This window comes from Niabella aurantiaca DSM 17617, assembly GCF_000374125.1.
Classification (GTDB): Bacteria; Bacteroidota; Bacteroidia; order Chitinophagales; family Chitinophagaceae; genus Niabella; species Niabella aurantiaca.
Genome location: NZ_KB893649.1, coordinates 107,625 through 131,735, shown reverse-complemented (window position 1 = coordinate 131,735; position 24,111 = coordinate 107,625). Strand labels below are relative to the sequence as shown.

Annotated in this window: 13 protein-coding genes; all 13 read left to right on the top strand. The window is 50.5% G+C overall.

The window, feature by feature from the left end; translation table 11 throughout:
- Positions 1–42: 42 nt before the first annotated feature.
- Positions 43–1,488: a sugar porter family MFS transporter gene (locus B160_RS0127360; protein ID WP_018631168.1), complete on the top strand. Its 1,446-nt coding sequence runs from the start codon at positions 43–45 to the stop codon at positions 1,486–1,488.
- Positions 1,488–2,384 (top strand): ROK family protein, encoded by an 897-nt coding sequence (locus B160_RS0127355; protein ID WP_018631167.1) that lies wholly within the window; start codon positions 1,488–1,490, stop codon positions 2,382–2,384. Before B160_RS0127360 ends, B160_RS0127355 begins: the two co-directional genes overlap by 1 nt.
- A 47-nt stretch (positions 2,385–2,431) precedes the next feature.
- Positions 2,432–4,756, top strand: a complete 2,325-nt coding sequence (locus tag B160_RS0127350) for a GH92 family glycosyl hydrolase (protein ID WP_018631166.1) — start codon at positions 2,432–2,434, stop codon at positions 4,754–4,756.
- A gap of 197 nt (positions 4,757–4,953) precedes the next feature.
- Positions 4,954–5,538: an RNA polymerase sigma factor gene (locus tag B160_RS0127340; RefSeq protein WP_018631164.1), complete on the top strand. Its 585-nt coding sequence runs from the start codon at positions 4,954–4,956 to the stop codon at positions 5,536–5,538.
- Positions 5,539–5,603: 65 nt separating this feature from the next.
- Entirely contained in the window at positions 5,604–6,794 is a 1,191-nt protein-coding gene (locus B160_RS30320; protein WP_018631163.1) for a FecR family protein, read from the top strand.
- Between the two features lie 304 nt (positions 6,795–7,098).
- Positions 7,099–10,419 carry a SusC/RagA family TonB-linked outer membrane protein gene (locus B160_RS0127330; protein WP_018631162.1) on the top strand — a complete coding sequence of 1,107 codons (3,321 nt, stop codon included), beginning with the start codon at positions 7,099–7,101 and terminating at the stop codon, positions 10,417–10,419.
- A gap of 9 nt (positions 10,420–10,428) precedes the next feature.
- Positions 10,429–12,150, top strand: coding sequence for a RagB/SusD family nutrient uptake outer membrane protein (locus B160_RS0127325; RefSeq protein WP_018631161.1), 1,722 nt, complete (start codon positions 10,429–10,431; stop codon positions 12,148–12,150).
- A 59-nt stretch (positions 12,151–12,209) separates the two neighbouring features.
- On the top strand, positions 12,210–13,808 hold the full coding sequence (locus tag B160_RS0127320) for a sulfatase family protein (RefSeq protein ID WP_018631160.1): 1,599 nt from the start codon (positions 12,210–12,212) through the stop codon (positions 13,806–13,808).
- 50 nt (positions 13,809–13,858) lie between these two features.
- Positions 13,859–16,450: a glycoside hydrolase family 95 protein gene (locus tag B160_RS0127315; protein WP_157558261.1), complete on the top strand. Its 2,592-nt coding sequence runs from the start codon at positions 13,859–13,861 to the stop codon at positions 16,448–16,450.
- The gene (locus B160_RS0127310; protein WP_018631158.1) at positions 16,447–17,910 is read left to right on the top strand and encodes a sulfatase family protein; all 1,464 of its coding nucleotides are present in this window, start codon (positions 16,447–16,449) and stop codon (positions 17,908–17,910) included. Before B160_RS0127315 ends, B160_RS0127310 begins: the two co-directional genes overlap by 4 nt.
- A 392-nt stretch (positions 17,911–18,302) precedes the next feature.
- A complete protein-coding gene (locus B160_RS30315; RefSeq protein WP_169540159.1) occupies positions 18,303–18,869 on the top strand; it encodes an RNA polymerase sigma factor in 567 nt (188 codons plus the stop codon).
- Between the two features lie 426 nt (positions 18,870–19,295).
- The gene (locus B160_RS0127290; RefSeq protein WP_018631154.1) at positions 19,296–20,489 is read left to right on the top strand and encodes a FecR family protein; all 1,194 of its coding nucleotides are present in this window, start codon (positions 19,296–19,298) and stop codon (positions 20,487–20,489) included.
- 189 nt (positions 20,490–20,678) lie between these two features.
- A complete protein-coding gene (locus B160_RS0127285) occupies positions 20,679–24,110 on the top strand; it encodes a TonB-dependent receptor (protein WP_169540157.1) in 3,432 nt (1,143 codons plus the stop codon).
- Position 24,111 lies beyond the last annotated feature (1 nt).

The window sequence follows — 24,111 nt, the reverse complement described above, 5'->3', positions numbered from 1 at the left end:
GCAAAACGGAATCAAAAGTCTTAAATCATTCAATAGTTACAGATGCTTGCTTACAATAAACGGTCCTCGATCTTTATCATCACCCTGGTTGCTTCCCTGGGCGGCTTTCTCTTCGGATTTGACATGGCCGTGGTTTCGGGCGTACTTCCGCTGCTGCAAAAACAATTTACGCTTTCTGCCTTTGAAGAAGGCTGGTTCGTTTCGGTGGCACTGATCGGCTGCATTGCCGGTGTGGCGGTATCCGGCGAGTTAAGCGACCGGCTGGGCCGGAGAAAACCCCTGTTTATTGCAGCGCTTTTTTTCCTGTTATCGGCATTGGGCTGTGCTGTAATGCCCTCATTGACCGGGGTGCTTGTCTTCCGCTTTCTGGGGGGAGCCGGCATCGGGCTGGCCTCAAATGTAGTGCCCCTCTACATTTCGGAAATAGCCCCGGCAAAGATCAGGGGGCGGCTGGTGACCTTTTACCAGTTTGCGCTCACGCTGGGGATCCTGATCGCCTATCTTTCCAATGCGGGGCTGGTCCGTTTTTCTGCAGGTCATGCGCCGGAAGGCAGCGGCTGGTTCGATCTTGTTTTTCGCAGCGAAGTGTGGCGGGGGATGCTGGGGGTGGGCGTGATTCCCGCTGTTTTATTTTTGTTCGGATTGCTTTTGGTGCCGGAAAGCCCGCGCTGGCTGGCACAGCAGGGCCGGTTGGCAGAGGCGCGCGCCATTGTCGATGCGCTGTCGCCGGGTGACGCACTTCAGGCCGGGCAGCTGCAGGAGCCGGTTCCGGGGGGCAGCGCCGCTTATAAAGAGCTGTTTTCACCCCGGTGGCGGAAAGCATTGATATTGGGGATCCTGCTTCCCCTGTTCTCCCAGTTCAGCGGCATTAACGCGATTATTTATTATGGCCCGAGCATTCTCAGCAACGCTGGTGTTTCGCTGAGCAATTCGTTGATAAGCCAGGTGATCTTCGGGTTTGCCAACATGATCTTTACCCTGATTGCACTGTGGAAAGTAGACAGTGCCGGCCGGAGGCCCCTGTATCTTTGGGGCACAGCAGGTGCAACGGTCACCCTGTTTTTAACGGGGCTTTGTTTTGTAACCGGCGCCACTACCACTATCTGGCTATTGATCTGTGTAATGGCATTTCTTGCCTGTTTTGCTTTTTCGATCGGTCCTTTGAAATTTGTGGTAGCGGCAGAGATCTTTCCGGGCAGGATCCGGGGAAGGGCAATGGCCATCAGTATTATGGTCATGTGGATCGCCGATACGATCGTAGGCCAGCTGACCCCGGTACTTTTAAAAGGTTTGGGAACCGGCCCCACATTCTGGATCTTTGCTGCCTTCGGCATCATCGCATTCATTACAGTGTACCGGCTCCTTCCGGAAACAAAAGGGAAATCGCTAGAGCAGATAGAGGCGGAGTGGAAGCGCAATGCCCCGGAAGGCCGTGTTGCCCGGAGCGAATCATTGGATGATCCGAAAGAAAAAATAGTACACCCGTAATGGCCACAGGTAACCTGATCTTAGCCGCAGACATCGGCGGTACGCATATAACCGCAGCGCTGATCGATATGGATGCGCGCAGGCTTATAACGTCTTCGCTCGTAAGAAGGCCTGTAGATTCGGGCGCCGGACCAGCGGCCATCATCGAAACCTGGAGCCAGTGCATCGCCGCAGTAAACCGGCAGGCCGCTGTTCCCGGAATTTGCCTGGCAATGCCGGGACCCTTTGATTATGACGAAGGCATCAGCCTGATGACGGCCCAGGGAAAATACGATGCTTTATACGGGCTCAATATTAAAACAGTGCTTGCGAAAGAACTGGGGATAAGGCCGGAACGTTTTTATATAAAGAACGACGCTGCCTGTTTTTTGCAGGGAGAAGTGTTTACGGGTGTTGCCAGCAGTGGTTTTGAAAGGGTGGTGGGTGTAACACTGGGCACAGGACTTGGCTCAGCCTTTTATGAGAAGGGGCATGCGCACAGCGCTGATCTTTGGCAGCTTCCGTTTGGGGAAAGCATTGCAGAAGATTATCTGTCAACAAGGTGGTTTGTTGAGCGTTATGCTACGGTGGCTGGTCAACAGCTGAACGGCGTACGGGAAATTGCCGCTGCTGCAAAAGAAGACAGCCGGGGCCGGCAGCTGTTTAAAGAATTTGGAAGGAATCTCGGTACTTTTTTGTGCCGGTTTATTGAAATGAAAGCTGCGGAGGCCGTGGTGATCGGGGGCAATATTGCCCAGGCTTATGATTGGTTTCAGCTGGAGACCACAGAGCAGGTCCGTCGTCATTTTCCTGCCGTACGGGTATGCCGATCCCTGCTGGGAGAGCAGGCAACCTTATATGGTGCGGCCTGCAGTGGGTACGGAACCTTATTGCAGCAGGAGGTCCCTGCTGACTGAACCGTTTAATGATCAAATAGCAAATAGTTGTGAGAATTTCTTTTTTCATGCCGTTTTTTTTGTTAACCGGGTGCAGCCTGTGTGGCAAACAGTTAGCCGCGCAAAGGGACTATACATCGTTTGTCGATCCCAATATCGGAACAGCCCATTGCCGCTGGTTTCATTATACACCGGGCGCCCTGCCCTTTGGCATGGCCAAGCCGGCACCTTCAACCAACGGCAGTTATGGGAACGCAAGTGGCTGGGAAGCTACCGGCTATGATTGCCGGCAGGGGTCCATTGAAGGGTTTCCCAATTTTCATGAGTTCCAGATCGGCGGCGTGGTATTCGCACCCATTACCGGCGCATTGCAAACCACTCCCGGCAGGCTGGAGGATCCGGACGGGGGGTACCGTTCCCGTTTTGATCACAAAGACGAGATCAGCACGGCCGGCTATTATTCGGTATTGCTGAAGGATTACCGGATCCGGGCGGAGCTGACCGCAACAAAAAGAACCGCCTTTCACCGTTATACATTTCCTGCAAACAGGCAGGCGCATATATTATTTGACATTGGCAACCGCCAGGGTGAAAGCGGGCCGGTAAAGGACGCCCGGGTCTGTTTGCTCCCGGATGGCCGTGTAGAAGGGTGGGTGACCACGTTACCCGTATATGTCCGGAAATACCAGCCCGGTGCATCGGTTACCCTGTATTTTTCGGCGGTGGTTAGCAAAAAGCCTGCGGCGTATGGTGTTTTTAACGGAGACCGGGTGAAGGCCGGAGCGTCAGAAGCGCACGGAAAAGGAGCCGGCCTGTACCTGAGTTTTGCCACAAAGGATCATGAACCCATAACCGTTAAGGCAGGCCTTTCCTATACCTCGGTTGAAAATGCACGGCGGAACCTGGAGGAAGAAGCTGCGGCGCTCTCCTTCGACGAGGCAAGGGCACAGTCAAAAAAAATATGGAATCAATACCTGGGCCGGGTCGATGTTACCGGAAAAAAACGGGCCGACCTTGTAAAGTTCTATACGGGCCTTTACCACGCCCTGTTGGGAAGGGGGCTTGCCAGTGATGTGAACGGGGCCTATCCCAAAAATGACGGTACCATAGGGCAGATCCCGCTGGATAAAAGCGGAAAGCCTGTGCACCAGCATTACAACACCGATGCTGTATGGGGTATTTACTGGAACCTTGCCCAGTTGTGGGCGCTGGTATATCCGGAGTATTATTCAGATTTTATCAAAAGCCAGCTGCTGGTGTACCGGGATGCGGGCTGGCTGGGCGATGGCATTGCCAACAGCCGCTATGTTTCGGGAGTGGGCACCAATTTTGTAGGGCTTGTTTTTGCCGGTGCATATATGGCCGGCATCCGCGATTTTGATGTGAAGCAGGCGTACGAAGCGGCCCGGAAGAATGAGCTGGAATGGAGGAACCGCCCTTTTGGCGCCGGCAAGACGGATCTTGACCGGTTTCGTAAATACGGGTATGTAGACCACCGGGATACAGGATCCGGCAGCGGCGAGCGCTGGCAATTCTCCGTTTCCCATACCCTGGAATACGCATTTAGTTGCTATGCGGTGGGGCAGTGGGCAAGGCTGCTTGGGGAAAAAAAAGATGCGGACACCCTCCTGCAGTTATCAAAGGCCTGGGAAAAAGTCTATGATCCGGGGATCAAACTTGTAAGACCCCGGCTGGCCAATGGTAAATTTGTGGAGCCCTTTGATCCGGCCCAGCCATGGCGTGGGTTTCAGGAGGGGAACGCCTTGCAGTACACGTATTTTGTGCCGCAGGATATGGAATCGCTGATCCGCAAAATAGGACGGCAGGCATTCAACCGGCGGTTAGACAGTGTTTTTACGGTCGCTCAAAAAGCATTGTTCGGCGGCGGGGCCACTGTAGATGCCTTTGCAGGCATTGCCGGTATCTATAACCATGGCAACCAGCCCAACCTTCATGTTTCCTGGCTGTTTAATTTTTCCGGAAGACCATCTCTTTCCCAAAAATGGGTGCGTGCGATCTGCAACCGGTTCTATGGCATCGAAGGAGTGCACGGCTACGGTTTTGGACAGGATGAGGACCAGGGGCAGCTGGGCGCCTGGTATGTAATGGCGGCGATCGGGTTGTTTGACGTAAAGGGGCTAACCGGCCGGCATCCGGAAATGGGCGTGGGCAGTCCTTTGTTTGATAAGATCACCATCCGGCTCAGCCCCCGGTATTATAGCGGTAAAGACTGGATTATAGAAACAAAGAACAACAGCGATAATAATATATATGTGCAATCCATTTTTTTAGACCGGAAAAGATTGCATGCTCCGTTTGTTCCCTGGGAGCGTATTGTAAAAGGAGGCAGGCTTGTTTTACAAATGGGCGCCAAACCCATTGATCATTATTGATCGTGTTCTCTATAGGGATACGTTGAGCCTTCCTGTGCAGGTTTGTAGCCCGGTACTATGTAACGGCAAAGCTGTGCCGTTCTGTTACTTGTTGCCATATGCTGGCCGGGAGGGGCTTCCGGTCCGGTTCATTTGCCCGGGAAAAAATGCTTTCCTGCAAAGATCCCCTTAAATTAGTTTTTGTATTATTGCAAGGCATGGAGGAGATCACAGGAGAACTGATTGACCGTTTTAATAACGGTTATCCGGCTGCGTTTACCAGCCTGTACCATCAGTTTTATCCTGCTGTTTTCTTTTATGTAAAAAAAATGGTGACGGATACTGCCCAGGCCGAAGACATTACAGCGGAAACCTTTATTAAGTTCTGGAACAACAGGGGGCGTTTCGAAAACGGGCACAATATCGCCGCCTTTCTTCGCGTTACCGCAAAAAATGCCTCCATAGACTGGTTGCGCAAATCGAAGAAATACCGGGAAGGGGCCAATTCGCTGGCGAGGCTGAGCAACACTGAGATGCAGGTAGACCTGCACGAGGACATCCGGGCTGAAGTGCTGCGGCTGGTTCAAACAGAAATAGACCGGCTGCCTCCCAAAATAAAGAAAGTATTCATGCTCGCCTATCTTTATGAAAAAAGCAATGAGGAAATTGCCGCCATACTGGGGATCCAAAACCAGTCCGTACGTAATCACAAAGCCCGGGCCCTTAAACTGTTACGGCTTTCTCTAACAGGGAAGGGCATGCTTGTTTTCTGCTCCTTTTATGTAAACTGGGGAAAAGTTTAAAAAAAACTGCTTTTTTTTGAGTACAATTTTTCTTTTTGACGTATAGTCAATAGGAAGATCATTTTATGGACCAGTATCAGACGATTGCCGCATTCATCGTAAAAAAATTAAGGGAAGAAATTGCCCCGGCGGAAGACGAGCGTCTGATGGAATGGGTAAATAGCAGCCCGGCCAACCGCTCCTTATATGAGCAGTTCATGGATGCCCGTCAATTTGAGGATCTTTTAAAAACGACGTATCAGTCCCGTTTCCGGATCGAGCAGCAACTGCTGCAGGCGCTGGAAGCGGAAAAACGAAAAGTCAGGACCCATAACTGGAAACGATGGGCTGTAGCGGCTTTGCTCGTTCTTTCCGCAGGAGCGGCGGGGTACATGGTGTTCAATCGTTCGTATAAGCCGGCGCCCTCCGCAAAAAGGGCCCTGCTTACGGTGCCTGCGCCGGACCGGAGCCGGGCAACCATTACCCTGAGCGATGGCAGAACGGTTTATCTGGACAGTGCAGAAGCAGGACAGCTGACGTTGCAGGGAAATATAAAATTGATAAAGCTTGCGAACGGACAGCTGGCTTACCAGGGTGCGGACGGAACCGTACAGACCCGGGAGATCTACAATACACTGACAAATCCCAAAGGGAGCAAAGTGATTGATATGCGGCTTTCCGATGGCACGCATGTGTGGCTGAATGCCGGATCTTCAATAACCTACCCGGTAATGTTTATCGGCGGGGAGCGAAAGATCGCGCTAAAAGGGGAAGGCTATTTTGAAGTAGCAAAGGACGCGGCACGCAGGTTTCGCGTTACATCAAACGGTTTCAGCGTTGAAGTATTGGGAACGCATTTTAATGTCAATACCTATGATGATGAGCCGGCATCAAAGGTTACGCTTCTGGAAGGAAGCGTTGTAGTAAAACCCGCGTTGGAAAAAGCGGCAGGAAATGAAGGCGTACGATTGGTGCCCGGCCAGCAGGCCGTACTCCGGCGCAGCAACAGGGAGCAGGTAGATGTGGGGCCGGCAGACATCGACCAGGTCATGGCATGGAAAAATGGGCTGTTCCAGTTCAGGTCGGAGGATGTGGCTTCTATCGCCCGGCAGCTGGGTACCTGGTATAATGTAACGATCGTTTACCGCGGCATGGAAGAAAAAAAGGTAACAGGGTATATCAGCCGTACCGCGCCTTTGTCGGAAGTATTGAAAATGCTGGAGATCGCTACAGGGATACACGCTGAAAATAAAAACGGAATGATTGTATTGCAGTAATGCCTTATTATAAAGAACGATTTTTCTGAATAAAAGCCACTCCGGGTCCGAGCCGGAGTGGTGAAATGTTCAGATAAACCAATGCTATGGATTGCTTCGCTGAAAACAGCGGACTAAGATTGTTTTACCCAAACCTGTTCCCGGGGTTACCGGGATAAGCAAAGTTATGTCATTTAAATTTCTTTGTTGTTCAGTATTACCATTTTCTGAAAACCAAAATGTGCCTCCAAGCTTAGATCGGGCCGGAGCCAGGGGTGTCGGCTGGCGCGCCCGCTTTCTGAGGCAGCGAATTAAAACAGTTGCTATGCGTTTAGCTTTCTTCTTTTTAATTGTGGCCTGTTTAAAAGTAAATGCAAACGGGTTTGCGCAGCGTGTCAGCATTCATGCGGTCAACACATCCATCGAAAAGGTATTCTATGAGATCAAAAAGCAGACCGGGTATCTTTTTTTGTATGATGAGGCGCTGATAAAAAAGGCCCGGAAGGTGAATGTCCGCGTTAAGGACGGGCCCCTGGAAACCGTGCTGAAAGAATGCTTTGCCGGCCAGCCATTGACCTACCAGATCTTTAATAAGACCATTATCGTCAAGAGCAAGGCCAATGCCCCGTTGCCCGTGCACAACGCGGAGATGGATAGCGCGGATCCGGCACCTCCGCCTCCTGACCATATCAGGGGGATGATCACCGATGCCTCCGGAAACCCGCTTGCGGGAGCTACCATAACGGTAAAAGGTACAAGATCGGCGACCCAAACCGGTGCGGATGGCAGGTTTGTGATCGAAACAGGACGGGAAGCAGTGCTGGTGATCAGTTTTGTAGGGTACGACAGCAGGGAAATCACCGCTGCTGAAGCGCTTTCAAAAGGAGATGCGTTAAGGATCGTACTGACCCAAAGCGAAGGAAAGATGGATGAGCTGGTGGTGATCGGCTACGGAACGGCGAGGAAAAGAGATGTAACCGGTGCCGTATCCCGGGCCGATCTGAAGGCATTTAAAGAATCACCCAATGTGAATGTACTGCAGTCCCTCCAGGGATCGGTAGCCGGGTTAAATGTAGGTGCGGTCAACAAAGCCGGCACCTCACCTTCCGTTTCCATAAGAGGGCGGGTTTCCATATCGGGAACCAATAGCCCGCTGGTCGTTTTAGACGGGATCATCTACCGGGGAGATCTGAGCGATATCAATCCTGCGGATATTGCCTCCGTGGATATCCTTAAAGATGCAAGCGCCGCCGCCATCTATGGATCGCAGGCGTCAAACGGCGTATTATTGATAACAACCAGGACCGGAACGGGAGGAAAAAGACCTACGATCTCTTTGAATACCACGCTTGCTTTTCAAAAGATAAGCAATAACGATATGCTGCCCCTGGATAGCAGGGGGTACTTAAGGTTGAGAGAGCACCGTTACCTGGAACAAAGCAGGACCGGGGATGACCTGCTGGATCCCAATCCCGGTTGGGATGTGTTGAAGGTGGTTCCCGCCGAAGTCGCAGACGGCATTCAAAAAGGGGTCAATACGAACTGGTGGGATATGCTGACCAATAAAACGCCGCTGCTGCAGAACCATGATATCAGTATAAGCGGCAGAACCGAGCAGTCCTCCTATTACTTCAGCCTGGGCTATACCAACCAGGAGAACGTGGTGATCAACGATACCTATAAACGGTACAGCTTTCGCCTGAATCTTGAGAGCAAACTGGCAAGCTGGTTTAAACTGGGCATGCAATCCGCCTACAGCGTAAACGATTACTCCGGTGTTTCTCCCAGCCTGTCCAACCTGATACTGCTGGCGCCCCAGCTGGCATACAGAGATTCCACAGGTGCCCTCATAAAGCAGCCGAACAGGGCCGCATTAAATCCGTTGCTTGAAATCACACAGGACAATTTTGATAAACGGAACAATCTTTTTGCATTGGTATATGCCGATCTGGATATTCCTTTTGTAGAAGGGCTGAACTACCGGCTGAACTTCGGCAACAATTATATCCAGGGCAGGGACTATAATTTCAATCCTTTTGGTCAGAACTTTACCGGCACTGCCAGCAAGGCAAATAACGCCAGGTATAACCAGACCCTGGATCATATCTTTAGCTATAAAAGGGCATTTGGTCCGCATGACCTGAACGCAACATTTGTTTATGGGTATGAAATAAACAAATTTGAAGCTACGACCGCCAATGCTACCGGTTTTGATAATCCTTCCCTGGGATACAACGGGCTTGAATTTGGGAAAGCGGAATTACAGCGGGTTTCATCGGAAGCATGGAAAGAGACCAGCCTGTATCAGATGTACCGGCTTATTTATGGCTTCAAAGGCCGGTATGTATTTACGGGCACCTTAAGAAATGACGGGTTTTCGGGGTTTGCTCCGGGAAACAAAGTGGCAACTTTTCCTTCCGCCGCCTTTGCCTGGAACCTGCGGGAAGAAGGTTTTCTAAGGGATAAATTATCATCGTTGGATGAGCTTAAAGTAAGGGTGTCCTATGGAGCGAACGGGAACCGGACCGTAGGGCGGTATCAAACCCTGTCCACCCTTACGGCCTCTTTCCAAAATGGGTACCTGTTTGGCGACGGGGGAGCAGCGCAACAGGGGCAGAATATTACCAGGCTGGCCAACAGGGACCTGAGATGGGAAACGACGAAAACATTGAATTTCGGCATTGATTTTTCGTTGTGGAACCGCAGGCTTTCCGGGGAGCTGAACCTGTACAATGCTAATACAACCGACCTGCTGTATACCGTAAATATTCCCGCGGTAAACGGGCTCACCAGCATTCCCATGAATATCGGTAAACTGAATAACAAGGGGATCGAGCTGGTGCTGAACGGGGATCCTATACGCAGGCAGAATTTTACCTGGTCCGGTTCTGTAAACTTTTCCCTGAACCGGAACAAAGTGGAAAGCATCCTTGGAATTGATGCCAATGGTGATGGCCGGGAGGACGACCTGATCGCTTCAAAGATATTTATCGGCGAGCCTTTTGGCGTGGCCTATGACTACCATATCATAGGTATGTGGCAGCTGGCCGATTACCGTGCCGGTATCATTCCCGCAGGTTTTACATACGGCACTTACAAGGTTGAGGATGTAAATGGCGACAACGCCTATTCTGCAGCTGCCGACCGGAAGATCCTGGGATACACCGATCCATCCTACCGGATCAGCTTATTGAATACGTGGCGGTACCGGCATTTCGAATTAAAAGCGTTCATTAATTCCATACAGGGCGGAAAAAAATACTACTACGGCCAGCCGGGCGCATCCCTGCCAAACCCGGATAATATGCAGACCAATAACTTTTTTGATTTTGATTACTGGACGCCGGAAAACCCCGATGCCCGGTACCGGCAGATCGGGTTTTATACGACCGCTGTGGGAGAGACTTTTTCTCCGTACATACAGCGGAGTTTTATACGCCTGCAGGATGTTACCCTTTCCTACGACCTGCCACAGGCCTTTGCAAACAGGATCGCGCTGAAACGGGCGCGCGTTTTTCTGAACGGTAAAAACTTATTTACAATAACCGATTGGGACGGATGGGATCCGGAAACCGGCACAGGCCTGGATGTTTCCGCTTATCCGCTGATGAAAAGCTATTCAATTGGTTTAAGTATCGATTTATAAAGTATGTATATGAAAAAGATTATTATATTTCTGTTGAGCGTTGCAGTGATCGGTTTCTCCTGCAACAGGGATAAATTTCTGACCGAAGAGCCCCTCGATTTTTATACCGCAGACAATGCCTTTAAGAATGCTGCCGGCTTTCAGTCTTCCATTAACTATTTACACAACCAGATGCGGAGCATTTTATTTGGCGGCTATAACCTCGAATCATATTTTCCGCTCCGTTATGCCACAGACTTTGCGGTGAACGCCACGGACTATACGCCCCCCGCCAAACTGAACGACTATAAAAATACAATGGTGCCCACCTACGTGGTTCCGGAAGCCATATGGCGGGGATTATACCTGGTCGTAAGCAATGCCAATGTGGTCATTACACGCAGCACCACCTCTACGGTAATACCGGAGGCAGACCGTATAAAATTTAAAGCGCAGGCGTTATTCTTCAGGGCATGGGCCTATAATTTCCTGGCAAACCTGTATGGTGGTGTTCCGCTTGTGCTGGAAGAAACGATCGCTCCCCGGCGCGATTACACCCGGGCCACGAGGGATGAAGTATATGCGCAATGCAAGGCGGATCTGACCGAAGCCATCCAGACGTTGGGGAATGTGGATGCCGTTGTTGATGGTGCGGTGAATAAGCAGGCGGCTCAGCATCTTTTGACGGAAGTGCTGATCTCGTTAAAAGATTTTGAAGGAGCTGTTGCAGCAGCTTCTGCAGTGATCTCCTATCCGGGTCTTGGTCTGATGAAGACCCGGTTTGGGCGCCATGCCACCCGGGAGGGGGATGTGTATAAGGATCTTTTTGAACTGAACAACCAGAACAGGAGTAGTGGCAACAAGGAAGGCATATTCATCATACAGGCAGATTATCAGAATGCAGCTACTGCAACGAGGGATGTTATCCAGTGGGCCATCATGCCCTTCCTGTCCAACCTGCGCGTGTCGGCATCGGTTGGAGGAGCGGCGCCTGTTTCCCAGCCGGCGATCAAGGGTTTTAATGATAAGATCGCCGGAAGAGGCGTAGGATGGATGCGGCCATCAAACTATTTCTTATATGAGGTATGGGATGATCCGGATGATATGCGCAACTCCAAATACAATATTGTGCGCGATATCCGTCTTGATGGTCCGCCGGCAAACTCCGATGCCTTTGGTAAGTATTATGTTGCGGATGGGTATAAGGCCAAAGCAGGCAGTTTTGCCGATACCACCCGGAACTGGTTCCCGATCCTTAAAAAAGCAACACTTTCCGAAGGTGATTTTCCGGAAGAGGTCTGGCAAAAAAATGCCGCCGGTAATCCTGTGCTGGCTCCTTTCGGCGGAGTGCTTCTGCTCAATTCGAGTGGCGACGTGTACCAGAAGGATATGTACCTGATGCGCCTGGCAGAGACCTATTTATTGCGCGCGGAAGCATACCTGAAGAACAACGAGCCGGCGAAAGCCGCAGCGGATATTAACGTAATCAGGGAACGGGCAAACGCGCATCCGGTAGAAGCGGCCCAGGTGACCATCGATTTTCTGCTGGATGAGCGGCTTCGTGAATTGTATGTGGAAGAGCTGCGGATGGTAACGCTTTGCCGGATGGGGATGCTGTACGACCGGACCAAGCGGTACAACGAAAAATCGGGGCTTACGATTGAATCCTATCATAACCTCTGGCCCATACCGTATTCCGAAATAGAACGCAATACCGGTGCGGTCATCGAGCAGAACCCCGGATATAAATAGATGGAACGGTGGACTGACCACCGGTATTTCAGACGAAAGCAGAAAAAAAATAAAAGATCATGGAATTATTGAATGATTTATTTACAGGCAGGATTTTTAAAAAAATGGTGCTGTTGCTGGCAGCAGGCTTGTCCGCAGGCCTGGTGATGGCGCAAACAGGGAGCGGACGTTATCCGAATATTGTTTTTATTTTAGCCGACGACATGGGGTATGGCGATGTAAGCTGTAATAACCCGGATGCAAGGATCCGGACAGTGAATATTGACCGGCTGGCAAATAACGGGATGCGCTTTACGGCCGCCCATACCACTTCTTCGGTCTGCACACCCTCCCGCTACTCCATCTTAACGGGAAGATATAACTGGCGCAGCCGGCTGAAAAAGGGGGTTCTGGGTGGTTATGGTCCGCCGCTGATCGACTCCTCGCGGTTGACGATAGCAGATGTATTAAAAAATAAAGGGTATCGCACTGCCTGTATCGGTAAATGGCATATCGGTCTGGAGTATGCAACAACAGACCAGGCCGCCCCCCGGTTTGATACAAAAACGGGCGCTACAAATATTGCGTTTGAAAAACCGCTCAGGCAAAGCCCCAACGATCTTGGGTTTGATTATTACTACGGTATTGCCGCTTCTGCAGATATGCCGCCGTATATGTATATCGAGAACAGGAAGTTCATACAGCAGTACGACGGGATAAAAGGAGACCCCAAATACACGCGTACCGATATGGGGCGCTTTTTTCGCCCCGGACCCGCCTCCAATGCGGTTACCCCCGAAGGCATATTGCCGGATATTACGTTGAAGGCAAAGCAATACATAGAAGAACAGTCTGCAGCCCATCCTTTTTTTCTCTATTTTTCGCTTACAGCGCCGCATAAACCCATTTCGCCAGCCGCGTCCTTTGTGGGCAAAAGCGGCATACATGCTTACCTGGATTTCTGTTTACAGGTAGATGAAACCGTGGGTGCCATCGTAAATACGCTTAAAAAGAAGGGGCTGTATGAGCATACGCTGATCATTTTTACTTCAGATAACGGTTTTGCCCCGTATGTGGATGCACGATTTATAGAGGACCACGGACATTATCCGAGCTTTATTTACCGCGGCTATAAAGCAGATGCCTGGGAAGGAGGACACCGCGTGCCGATGATAGTACAGTGGCCCGGTAAAATAATACCGCGTACAGTGACAACGGAGGTGGTCAGCCTGGCCGACTGGTTTGCTACGGTTTCCGGCATGGTACATACCCCGGTACCGGATAATGCGGCCGAGGACAGTTATGATTTAATGCCGCTGCTCTCAGGAGCAGCCTACAGGCATCCCCTGAGGGAGGCTACGGTCTGTCATTCCATAAAAGGTGAATTTGCCATACAGCAGCAAAACTGGAAGCTTATTTTGTGTAACGAAAAAACGGCGGGGAGCGCATGGGTGCCGGATAAAAGATATGACAGTCTGCAGGCAGCAACGCCTTTCCTGTTATATGACCTGGAATCAGACCCCGGGGAAACCAATAATTTGTACAGCCGCTATCCCGGTAAGGTAAAAGAGCTGAAGGCTTTGCTGACCCGGTATATCAGGGAAGGCAGGAGTACAAAAGGCACCATACAGAAAAATGATGCCGTTGACAAATGGCCGCAAATAAGCTGGATGAAGTGAAACGGAAGATCCCCGCTTGAAGATATTTGATAACAAAAATAAAACTACCGATGAGATTTTTATGGATGAGCGTGGCGGTATGGTCCTTTTGGGCACCACGGACCTTTGCTCAGGAAAACGGACTGAAGCTTTATTATGATAAACCCGCCAGGACCTGGACGGAAGCACTACCTGTCGGGAATGGCTTTATGGGGGCTATGATCTTTGGCGATCCCGTTAAGGAAAGGATCCAGCTGAATGAAAATACCCTGTATTCGGGAGACCCGGCTACCAACTATAAAGTGCCCTCTATCCGGGAACAGTACAATGAAGTGACCGGGCTGATGAAGGAGGGAAAGTATGCCGAAGCACAGGGCATTATCGCGAGGCAATGGCTGGGCAGGGCATTGGAATGCTATCAGCCGATGAGCGATCTCTTCCTGGATTTTGAATACAAAGGAACTGTCCGGAACTTTAACCGGTACCTGGACCTGTCCGATGCCATCGCCGGTGTGGCATATACCGTAAAAAATACCCGGTACGAACGCCGGATATTTGCATCGAACCCGGACAGGGTGCTGGTACTGAAAATGAGCGCCGCCGGTCCGGATAAGATCAATGGAACGATCCGTTTGTCTACCCCGCACCAGCCGGTCATGGAGCTGGCATCCGAAGGAGATCAGTATCTGCTGAATGGCCGTGCACCGGGCTTTGTATTGAGAAGAACATTGGCACAGGTGGAGGGTGCCAATGATCAGCGGAAGTACCCGGAGATCTTTAACCTCGATGGATCCAGGAAGCCGTTCGCAAAACAGGTATTATATGCCGGTGAAGCCAACGGGTTGGGCATGTATTTTCAAAACAGGATAAAATTTGAACATACCGGTGGCGAAATGTATATAAAAGAGGGCGCTCTCCTCGTAAAAGATGTCAGCGAATTTGTGTTGTATATCACCGCCGCTACCAGTTATAAAGACTTTCAAACCAGCCCTGCGTTATTTCCCAAACTGGCTTCAGAAAGGACCCGGGCACAGATCGCAAAGCTGGAGCACCTGGATTATGATGACCTGCACCGGCGGCACATTGAAGATTATAAACATTTATTCGATCGGGTTGAATTTACGTTGAATGCAAAGACCAAACGATCATTGCAGCCGACAGATCAGCGCATCATGAACTATGCGAAGGGAGGGGATGAAGACCTGGTAACACTTTTCTTTCAATATGGCAGGTACCTGATGATTGCAGGATCGCGCAATGGCGGCCAGCCTTTAAACCTCCAGGGTATCTGGAATGACAAAGTGATTCCACCCTGGGCCAGCGCCTACACCACCAACATCAACCTGGAAATGAACTACTGGCCGGCAGAGGTCGCCAATCTTTCTGAATGTCATGAGCCCCTCTTTAAGGCGGTGGAAGAGCTGGCTGTAAACGGGCAGGAGGCGGCGCTCCGGATCTACGGCAACCAGGGCTGGATGGGGAATCACAATATGAGCATCTGGCGAAAGGCAGACCCCATTGATATCTGCACCTGCTCTTTCTGGCCGGTGGTGGCGGGGTGGCTCACGAGTCATTTGTGGGAGCATTATCTTTTTACAGGAGATAAAATTTTTCTGCAAACAAAGGTCTATCCGTTGCTCAGGGGTGCCTCTTTGTTTTATAAGGACTGGCTTGTTCCCAATAAGGACGGCTACCTGGTTACGCCCGTAGGGCATTCGCCCGAACATGCATTTGTATATGACGACGGGAAGAACGCCACGCTGAGCCCGGGCCCCACCATGGATATGGCGATCATCCGGGAAAGCTTTTCACGTTTCCTGGAAGCACAGGAAATACTGGGCATCCGGGATGATCTGAACACGGAGATCGCTGCAAAGCTTAAAAAGCTGCTGCCGTACCAGGTAGGATCCTTTGGCCAGCTGCAGGAGTGGCAGTTTGATTTTAAAGACCAGGACATCCACCACCGCCATGTATCGCATTTATACCCGTTTCATCCGGGTAACCAGATCACACCCGGAACCAGCCCGGCATTGACCAGCGCGGTAAGGCGGGTGCTGGAGCGCCGGGGCGACCAGGCTACCGGCTGGTCCATGGGCTGGAAGGTGAACCTTTGGGCAAGGCTGTATGACGGCAACCGGGCATTGAGCATCCTGTCAAAACTCATTCACCTGGTCAAAGACAATGACCCCGCTTTTTCCGGTTCGGGATGTTATGCCAATTTGTTTGATGCCTGTCCTCCTTTTCAGATCGATGGAAATTTTGGCGCCACCGCCGGCATTGCTGAAATGCTTTTGCAGTCGCATGACGGGTATCTTTATTTATTACCGGCGCTGCCCGATAAATGGGGCGCAGGAGCAATAAAAGGCCTCAAAGCCCGCGGCGGGTTTGAGGTAGCGCTCTCCTGGAAGGCGCATAAACTGAGCAGTGCTACAATAACAGCCGTTGCGGGCGGCATATTGCCCGTAAAAAGCGCGGTACCGCTGGAAATAAAAGGCGGCCGGCTCTTAAAGGAAAAAGCAGCGAATCCGTTCATGCAGCCCATTCAGACAAAAGATTTTTTAGATCATTCAAAACAGCCGGAGGCGGGATTTGTGCCGCCGGAGGTGCATACATATTATATACAAACAACGATTGGTGAACAAATCATCTTAAATGCAAAATGAGAAAAGTACCGACCGTTTTTTGGACAGTTGTTTTATGGAGCATGGCGGCCGCCGCCCAAACCAGACCTGCGGACAGGCCCAATGTGATCTTCATCATGGCCGATGATATGGGATATGGAGATCCGCATTGTTATAATAAGGAGTCCGGGATACCGACACCCAATATGGACAGGCTGGCGGCTGGCGGCATGCGGTTTACCGATGCGCATTCGGCTTCCTCGGTGTGCACGCCTTCGCGGTACAGCGTCATCAATGGAAAATACGCCTGGAAATCGCGTTTAAAGAAAGAAGTACTGTGGTCCGGATACGATGAGCCGCTGATCGGTAACCATGAAGTAACGATTGCCGACCTGTTTAAGCAGGCGGGGTACCGCACTGCGGCAATCGGAAAATGGCATATCGGGATCGGGTTTTTAAAAAAGACCGGTTATGGTTTTGTCGTACCCAAGGACTTCCACGAGTCGGGGTTAAAAGGCACCCGCAATGTGGATTTTATGACGCCTACTTTCGGCGGGCCCAATGACCTGGGCTTTGATTATTTTTTTGGTTCAGCAGGCGGGCAGAATATGGAGCCGCATGCTTTTATAATGAACCGTTATGTGGTGGGCAACCCGGATAAGTGGAGGACTGCCAAAACACCTACGGTTCCCGGTACATCGGCATCGGAAGTGCACGAGGGCTGGATGGCTGAGAACTGGAATGACACCGCCATTGGGCCCTTGCTGGCGCAGGAGGCGGTAAGGTTCATGGAGTCCTCTGTTGCCGCAAAGAAGCCCTTCTTTATTTATTTTACACCGGTGGCGCCGCATCGCCCCTGTACGCCTGCTGCTGTTGCCAGGGGAAAAAGCAGGGCCGGGGAGCGGGGCGATATGGTTTATGAGTTTGACTGGGCCGTGGGGAAAGTTGTGGACAAGCTAAAGAAGCTTGGCATTGAAAAGAATACGCTGGTGATCGTTACATCCGATAACGGGGGCACACCCGCAAGCGACGACGGTAACGATTACGGGCACCGGTCCTGCGGAAACCTGAAAGGATTTAAAGCCGCTTTGTATGAAGGGGGGCACCGGGTGCCCTTTATTGTGTCGTGGCCTTCGGTTATCCGGCGGGGCGCTGTTTGCGGTGCGCTTATTTCCAACCTAGATATGATGGCCACGGTATCGGATCTGATCGGCGTGCCCATGCCGGAAGGCAAGGACAGCAGGAGCTTCGCCGCTGTTTTGCGCAACCCGCAATCGCAGCAGCACCGGAAAGAATTGATCCACCATACCTATTCCGGTCAGTATGCCATCCGGAACGGTTCCTGGAAACTGATCCCGGGCAGAACGGCAGCGGGCGCATGGCGTTATGAATTGTACAACCTGGCCCAGGATCCGGGAGAGCAGGTAAACCGGAGCGCGGAACATCCTCAATTGGTTGCAAAGCTGATGGCAGAGTTGGAAAGCCGGATCTTTGACTTTTAATGGGGCGGGCAGATCCGGGGTTTGCTTCCAATGCTGCCTCTTGCGGGTATTCATGGAGCTGCTTTTGTGCAGCCTCCGGCATCTTATACGAAACAGATATTTATTTTAGACCGTATAAAGCCGATGTGATCAGCCGTTAGGCCAATGCAATGGGTCTGCTACGGATGTCCGGCCGGCATAATCCGCGCTTCTATGCGTGCAATATATTACGCAGGCAATTAAAGGGCCGGCATTGCCGAGGAAGCGTTTGAGCCTCCCGGTGTACGCAATCGTTTTCGTATTTTTTTTGAGCATTATGTCTTACTAAATTGTTAATTTACATGAAATCCGATTTAGTACCCGGGTAGTCTTGTCACCTGATGATGGATGATGTCAATAAAAGAGAAACGGAATTGCTTGTTCGCTTAAAAAGCGGCGATGAAACTGCTTTTTCAGCACTGTACAAACAGCATAGTGGCAGGTTGTATCATAATATATTACGACTTGTAAAAATACCGGAAATAGCACAGGATCTATTGCAGGACCTGTTTTTGAAAATATGGGAAAAACGGAGCAGCATCGTGATCACACAGGATCTCGACCGTTACCTCTTCCGGGTAGCTGTAAATATGGTGCACGATTTTTTCAGGAAGCTCACAAAAGACCGGGATTTATACGAGTCCGTTAAGGCGGCGGCCGTGCTGGAGTGGCGACCGGATGAATACCCGGATCATGAGGCCATCCGGTCGGTCGTACACCATGCATTGGATACATTGCCCCCACAGCGAAAAAAAATATTTTACCTGTGCAAAATGGAAGGGAAGTCATACCAGGAAGTGAGCCGGCTGATGGACATTTCTACTTCCACCATTAACGATCATATTGTAAAGGCCTCCCGAACCATAAGGGAGTTCGTACTTTCTCACCCCGAAAAGATCTCGCTGTGCATCGCCGCCCTGCTCCTGCGCCAGGCAGGCTGAGGCGGTCCATTCCCCTTGGTACCGGTTCCGTTAAAGAAAAACAATGCCTTATTTCCGCGCATTTATTTGACCATTCATTGTTTACGGGGGCCTGGTCTTCCGCTGATCCGGGCCGGTCAGCGTGCCGGGCCGGTCTTCATCCGATCCGTTTGGCATATGCCGGAGGAAGCCCGTACCGGTGTCTTTTAAGAGGGTTTCGCAAAATGGTCCCGGATTGGCTTTTGGAGACAGTCGCTGCGGCTGGTCACCCAGGTCATGCCCGTTCGGGTCAGAAGGATATGATGCGCCTCCTTGTTATTGTGTTTGGGCCGGCAGGTGGCTGTGCGCATTGAAGCGGCGCTTAAAAAAAAGTTTATTTCGGAGCAGATGATTTTTCATTTAGCTGCGTCTTTATAAAAAGCAACCCGATGGGGTGCACGATTGCGCATGGAATGGCTGTTACAAAAATATCTGGATAATAAATGTACCCCGGAAGAGGCGGAACAGGTGCTGGCGTGGCTTTCCGGCAGAGAGTACCGGCCGGAACAGTCGGATATGATCAAGCAGGTGATCGCGGCCTCGGAGGCAAGCGATGATGAGCATTACAGCAGGCATAAAGAGCAGCTGGAAGCGATCTTGGAGAAGATTGTTCAAGAAATAGAAAAAGGAAAAACAAGCGCCTCCGGAAAGCGCGAAAAGCGCAGCATGCGCTGGCTGGCCGCCGCGGTGATGGCCGGCGCATTTATAGTGGGGGGCTATTTTTTTATCCGGGCCATAAAAACGGGTGGGAAAGACCCGCAGGTGGTACAGCAGCCTCTTGCAAAATATGATCTGGCGCCCGGGGGCAATAAAGCGATCCTTATGTTGCAGGATGGGTCCGAAGTGATGCTGGAAGATGCCCGGAATGGAGATCTGGCGCAGCAGGGCGGGGCAGTGGTTGTTAAAAAGGACGGCCAATTGATCTATAATAAGAGCGGTGCGAATGCCGGCACTGTTTTTTATAATACCATTACAACGCCCAAAGGCGGGCAATACCAGCTGATCCTGGCAGATGGATCGCGTGTTTGGCTGAATGCCGGGTCTTCCATCCGGTTCCCTACGGCCTTTACAGGAAACGAAAGAAAAGTGGAGATAACGGGCGAAGCCTATTTTGAAGTGGCAAAGGACCCGGCCCGGCCGTTCAGAGTGGCGTTTGAAACACCTTCGGGGCAGAAAAGCCAGGTGGAAGTGCTCGGCACGCATTTTAATATCATGAGCTATGCGGATGAAAGGGCCGCTAAAACAACACTATTGGAAGGTTGTGTAAAGATCTCGAGCGGCAGTAGCATGGCTGTTTTAAAACCCGCGCAGCAGGCCAGCCAGAGCGGATCTGAGATCAACGTACGAAGCGGTGTGGACGTGGATGAAGCAATCGCCTGGAAAAACGGCTATTTCCAGTTTGACGGGGCGAGCCTGCAGCAGGTGATGCAGCAGATCGCGAGGTGGTATGATGTGGAAGTGAGCTACGAGGGAACGATCCCGGACAGGAAATTCGGCGGCAAAATATCAAGGGATATCCATGCATCGGAAGTGCTGAAAATATTAGAAGCGAGCCAGGTAAAATTCAGGATTGAAAATAGAAAGATAATAGTAATGCCATAAAAAAACCGCCCCGGATTCCGGCCGGAACGGTTGAAATAAATGGTTAACCAATAACAATTTTTCGAGGATTGTTGCTGTGCAATGGCACGGCATTTTATTCATTAACCCAAAAGCAAAGGTATGTCTTTTCATGCTTATGACTTCCCCCTGACAGGAAGGGGGAATAGTTTTTCAAAAAACATAAAAATTATGAAACTGTTAGCCGTATTTCTACTGGCAGGAATGCTCCAGGTAAGTGCCCGGGGCTACTCGCAGAGAATTACTGTTTCCATGAAAAATCTTCCTATCGAGCAGGTGTTCAAGACCATTGAACGCCAGAGCGGCTTTGTGTTCTTTTACGATCAGGAGGCGTTGCGGCAGGCCAATCGCGTTACGCTGGATGTAAGGCATGTATCGCTGGAGAAAGCACTGGAAGCCTGTTTCAGAGATCAACCCCTGGGTTACAATATCATTGGTAAAACAATTGTTGTGGTAAAAAAGGCCAGGGCGCCGGGTGTCCGGAAAAACAATGATACGGATACCATTCCGGCGCCGAAAGCAGCGGTTACAATTACGGGTACGGTGCGGGATACGGCCGGTGCACCGGTTAACAGCGCCAGTGTTACAATTTCGGGCGGTCGTTCCGGCGGAACAGCCACGGATCCCAACGGGCGGTTTATCATTGATGTACCGGTTAACAGTACATTGGTATTTAGTTTTGTTGGGCTTAAACCTGATTCGGTAAAGATAACTTCCGGCATGCGTACCCTTAACATCCTGCTGGAACCTTTGGTGTTGAAGGCGGGCGAGGAGGTCGTTGTTACCGCATTCGGGCAAAGGCAAAGGAAAATAGACATGGTCGGGTCTGTAACTTCCATCAATCCCAAAGAACTGAGAAGCCCCTCCAGCAACTTAACCACGGCGCTTCAGGGTAAGGTTGCTGGCATCGTTTCTTTTCAAAGAAGCGGTGAGCCGGGAATGGACAACGCTGATTTTTTTGTAAGAGGTGTAGGCACATTCGGAACCAATAACAGGCCGCTTATTTTAATTGATAATATGGAAGTGTCCACAGATGATCTGGCGAGGATACCGGTAGATGATATCGAAAGCTTTTCCATACTAAAAGATGCCACCGCTTCTGCCGTATATGGTTCGCGGGGCGCAAACGGGGTAGTATTGGTTACTACTAAAACAGGTAAAGAAGGGCCTGCTTCCATCTCTTTTAAGGCCGAGCAACGAATTTCCGCGCCCACACAACGGTTAAAACTGGCCGATCCGGTAACCTGGATGAAAATGTATAATGAAGCGGTGCTCACGAGGGACCCTTTAGGCATTGAGCCTTATAGCCAGTTTAAGATTGAGAAAACAGAAGAAGGCGCCGATCCGTTGCAATATCCTGCGGTGGACTGGCTGGAGACCTTAACCAAACAAACAACCACTACACAGAATTATAATTTATCGGTATCGGGCGGCGGACAATTAGCTAAATACAATGTAAGCGGCAACTTTACAAATGATAACGGCCTGCTGAAAATGAATGGCCTGAACAACTTTAATAATAATGTAAACTTTAAGGTATATAATTTAAGAAGCAATATTGGTATTAACCTTACATCCAGTACCCGGGTCATGGTGCGTACCATTTTAAACCTGCAAAACTATAATGGCCCTCCTGCAAGCGGTACAGAAGCGTACAACCTCGCTTTAAGGGCAAATCCTGTGCTGTTCTTGCCCGTATATGAAGCGGGCCCTGCCCAGTCTTATATTAAGCACCCGCTGTTTGGCAACGCCGATGACGGCCGCTATTCCAACCCGTATGCACAAATAATGCGGGGATATTCGGAAAGAAGACGCAGCAATCTGCAGGCCCAGCTGGAATTGAATCAGGATTTTTCCAACATCATTACGCCGGGTTTAAAATACCGGGGATTGGTAAATATTACCCGGAACTCTTATTTTGCGCAATCCAGGACCTATAATCCTTTCTATTATCAGCCCATTGGTATGGACGGAGAATCCGGCTCCATGATATACCGGGAGATCAATCCAAACGAAGGCACCGAGTATCTTGGTTTTTCACCAGGCGACCGCACTATGCAGGCCATATTTTACATGGAAAACCAGGTGACCTGGAACCGCCGGTTGAATGAGGTGCACAATATTGGCGCCATGGTAATTAGTACGCTCCGTGGCAACATCAGCACCCCCGTAGACGAATCCATATCGCTGATCAACACCCTCCCCTTTAGAAATATATCGTTTTCCGGCTCATTAGACTACGGGTATGATAACCGGTATCTGCTCAAATTTGCCTTTGGGTACAATGGTTCTGAAAGATTTTCAGAAAAATTTCGCTGGGGCTTTTTCCCATCCCTGGGCGTGGCCTGGAATGTTTCGCAGGAACAGTTTTTTATGCCGTTGAAGCCCGTTATCAGTAATCTGAAACTCAGGGCTACCCGGGGGCTCCTTGGGAACGACGATATCCTGGACACCCGCTTCTTCTATTTATCCGATGTTAATTTAAGCTCCGGAGATAATTATACGTTTGGGTTGCCGGGCGAATCGAGCAGGTACACGGTACCCGGCGTGTCCATTAACAGGTATGCGAACCCCGATATCCGTTGGGAAGTATCACAGCAAACCAACCTGGGAATAGACCTGGGCATGTTTAACGGGGCTTTGAATTTCGTTGGGGACTTTTACGACCAGCGGAGAGATCATATCGTGCAGCAAAGGACCCTTCCTTCAAACATGGGACTTGAAGCAGGGGTATATGCCAATGTGGGCAAATATAAAAGCAGGGGATTTGACGGAGAATTATCATACAATAAAAGAGTAAATAAAAATCTGTGGTTCGAAGGCAGGAGCACCTTTACCTATAGCACGGGCGAATATGTTTTTTTTGAAGAGCCTGAATATGCCAATGCGTATCGCAGGCGTATCGGCACCAGCGCTGCCCAGCGCTTTGGTTACCTGGCAGAGCGCCTGTTTATTGATGATAAAGAAGTGTACAACGGCCCTGCCCAGGAATTTGGCTCCATTGTTTTGGGTGGAGATATTAAATACCTGGATGTAAACAGGGACGGTGTTGTAAATGATGACGACCGTATGCCCATCGGGTATCCCACCACACCGGAAATTAACTATGGCTTTGGGCTGAGCACCATGTTCAAACAAATAGATTTCTCCTTCTTTTTCAGCGGGGTGGCAAGGACTTCATTATTTATCAATCCTACTGCCGAAAATACTTCCACCAGCAAAGGGATCGCGCCATTTGGAAGCACCACGAGTCCCAATGCGGTGCTATCTGTCTGGGCCAATGATTACTGGAGCGAGTCGGATAAGAACGTATATGCGGCATGGCCCCGTTTAAGTGTAAATCCAATGGCCAATAATACGGTGAGCAGCACTTTCTGGATGCGGGATGGCAGTTTTATGCGCTTAAAGCAGGTGGAGTTGGGATATTCCTTAAATAAGAACCTGATACAACGCCTGAAACTGAAGACGTTCAGGATCTATGTTACCGCAACGAATTTGTTCCGGGTGGGGGCGTTTAAGATCTGGGATCCAGAAATGGGCGGAAATGCCTTGAACTATCCGCTGCAACGTGTATTTAATATTGGTATTAACGCTAATTTATAAT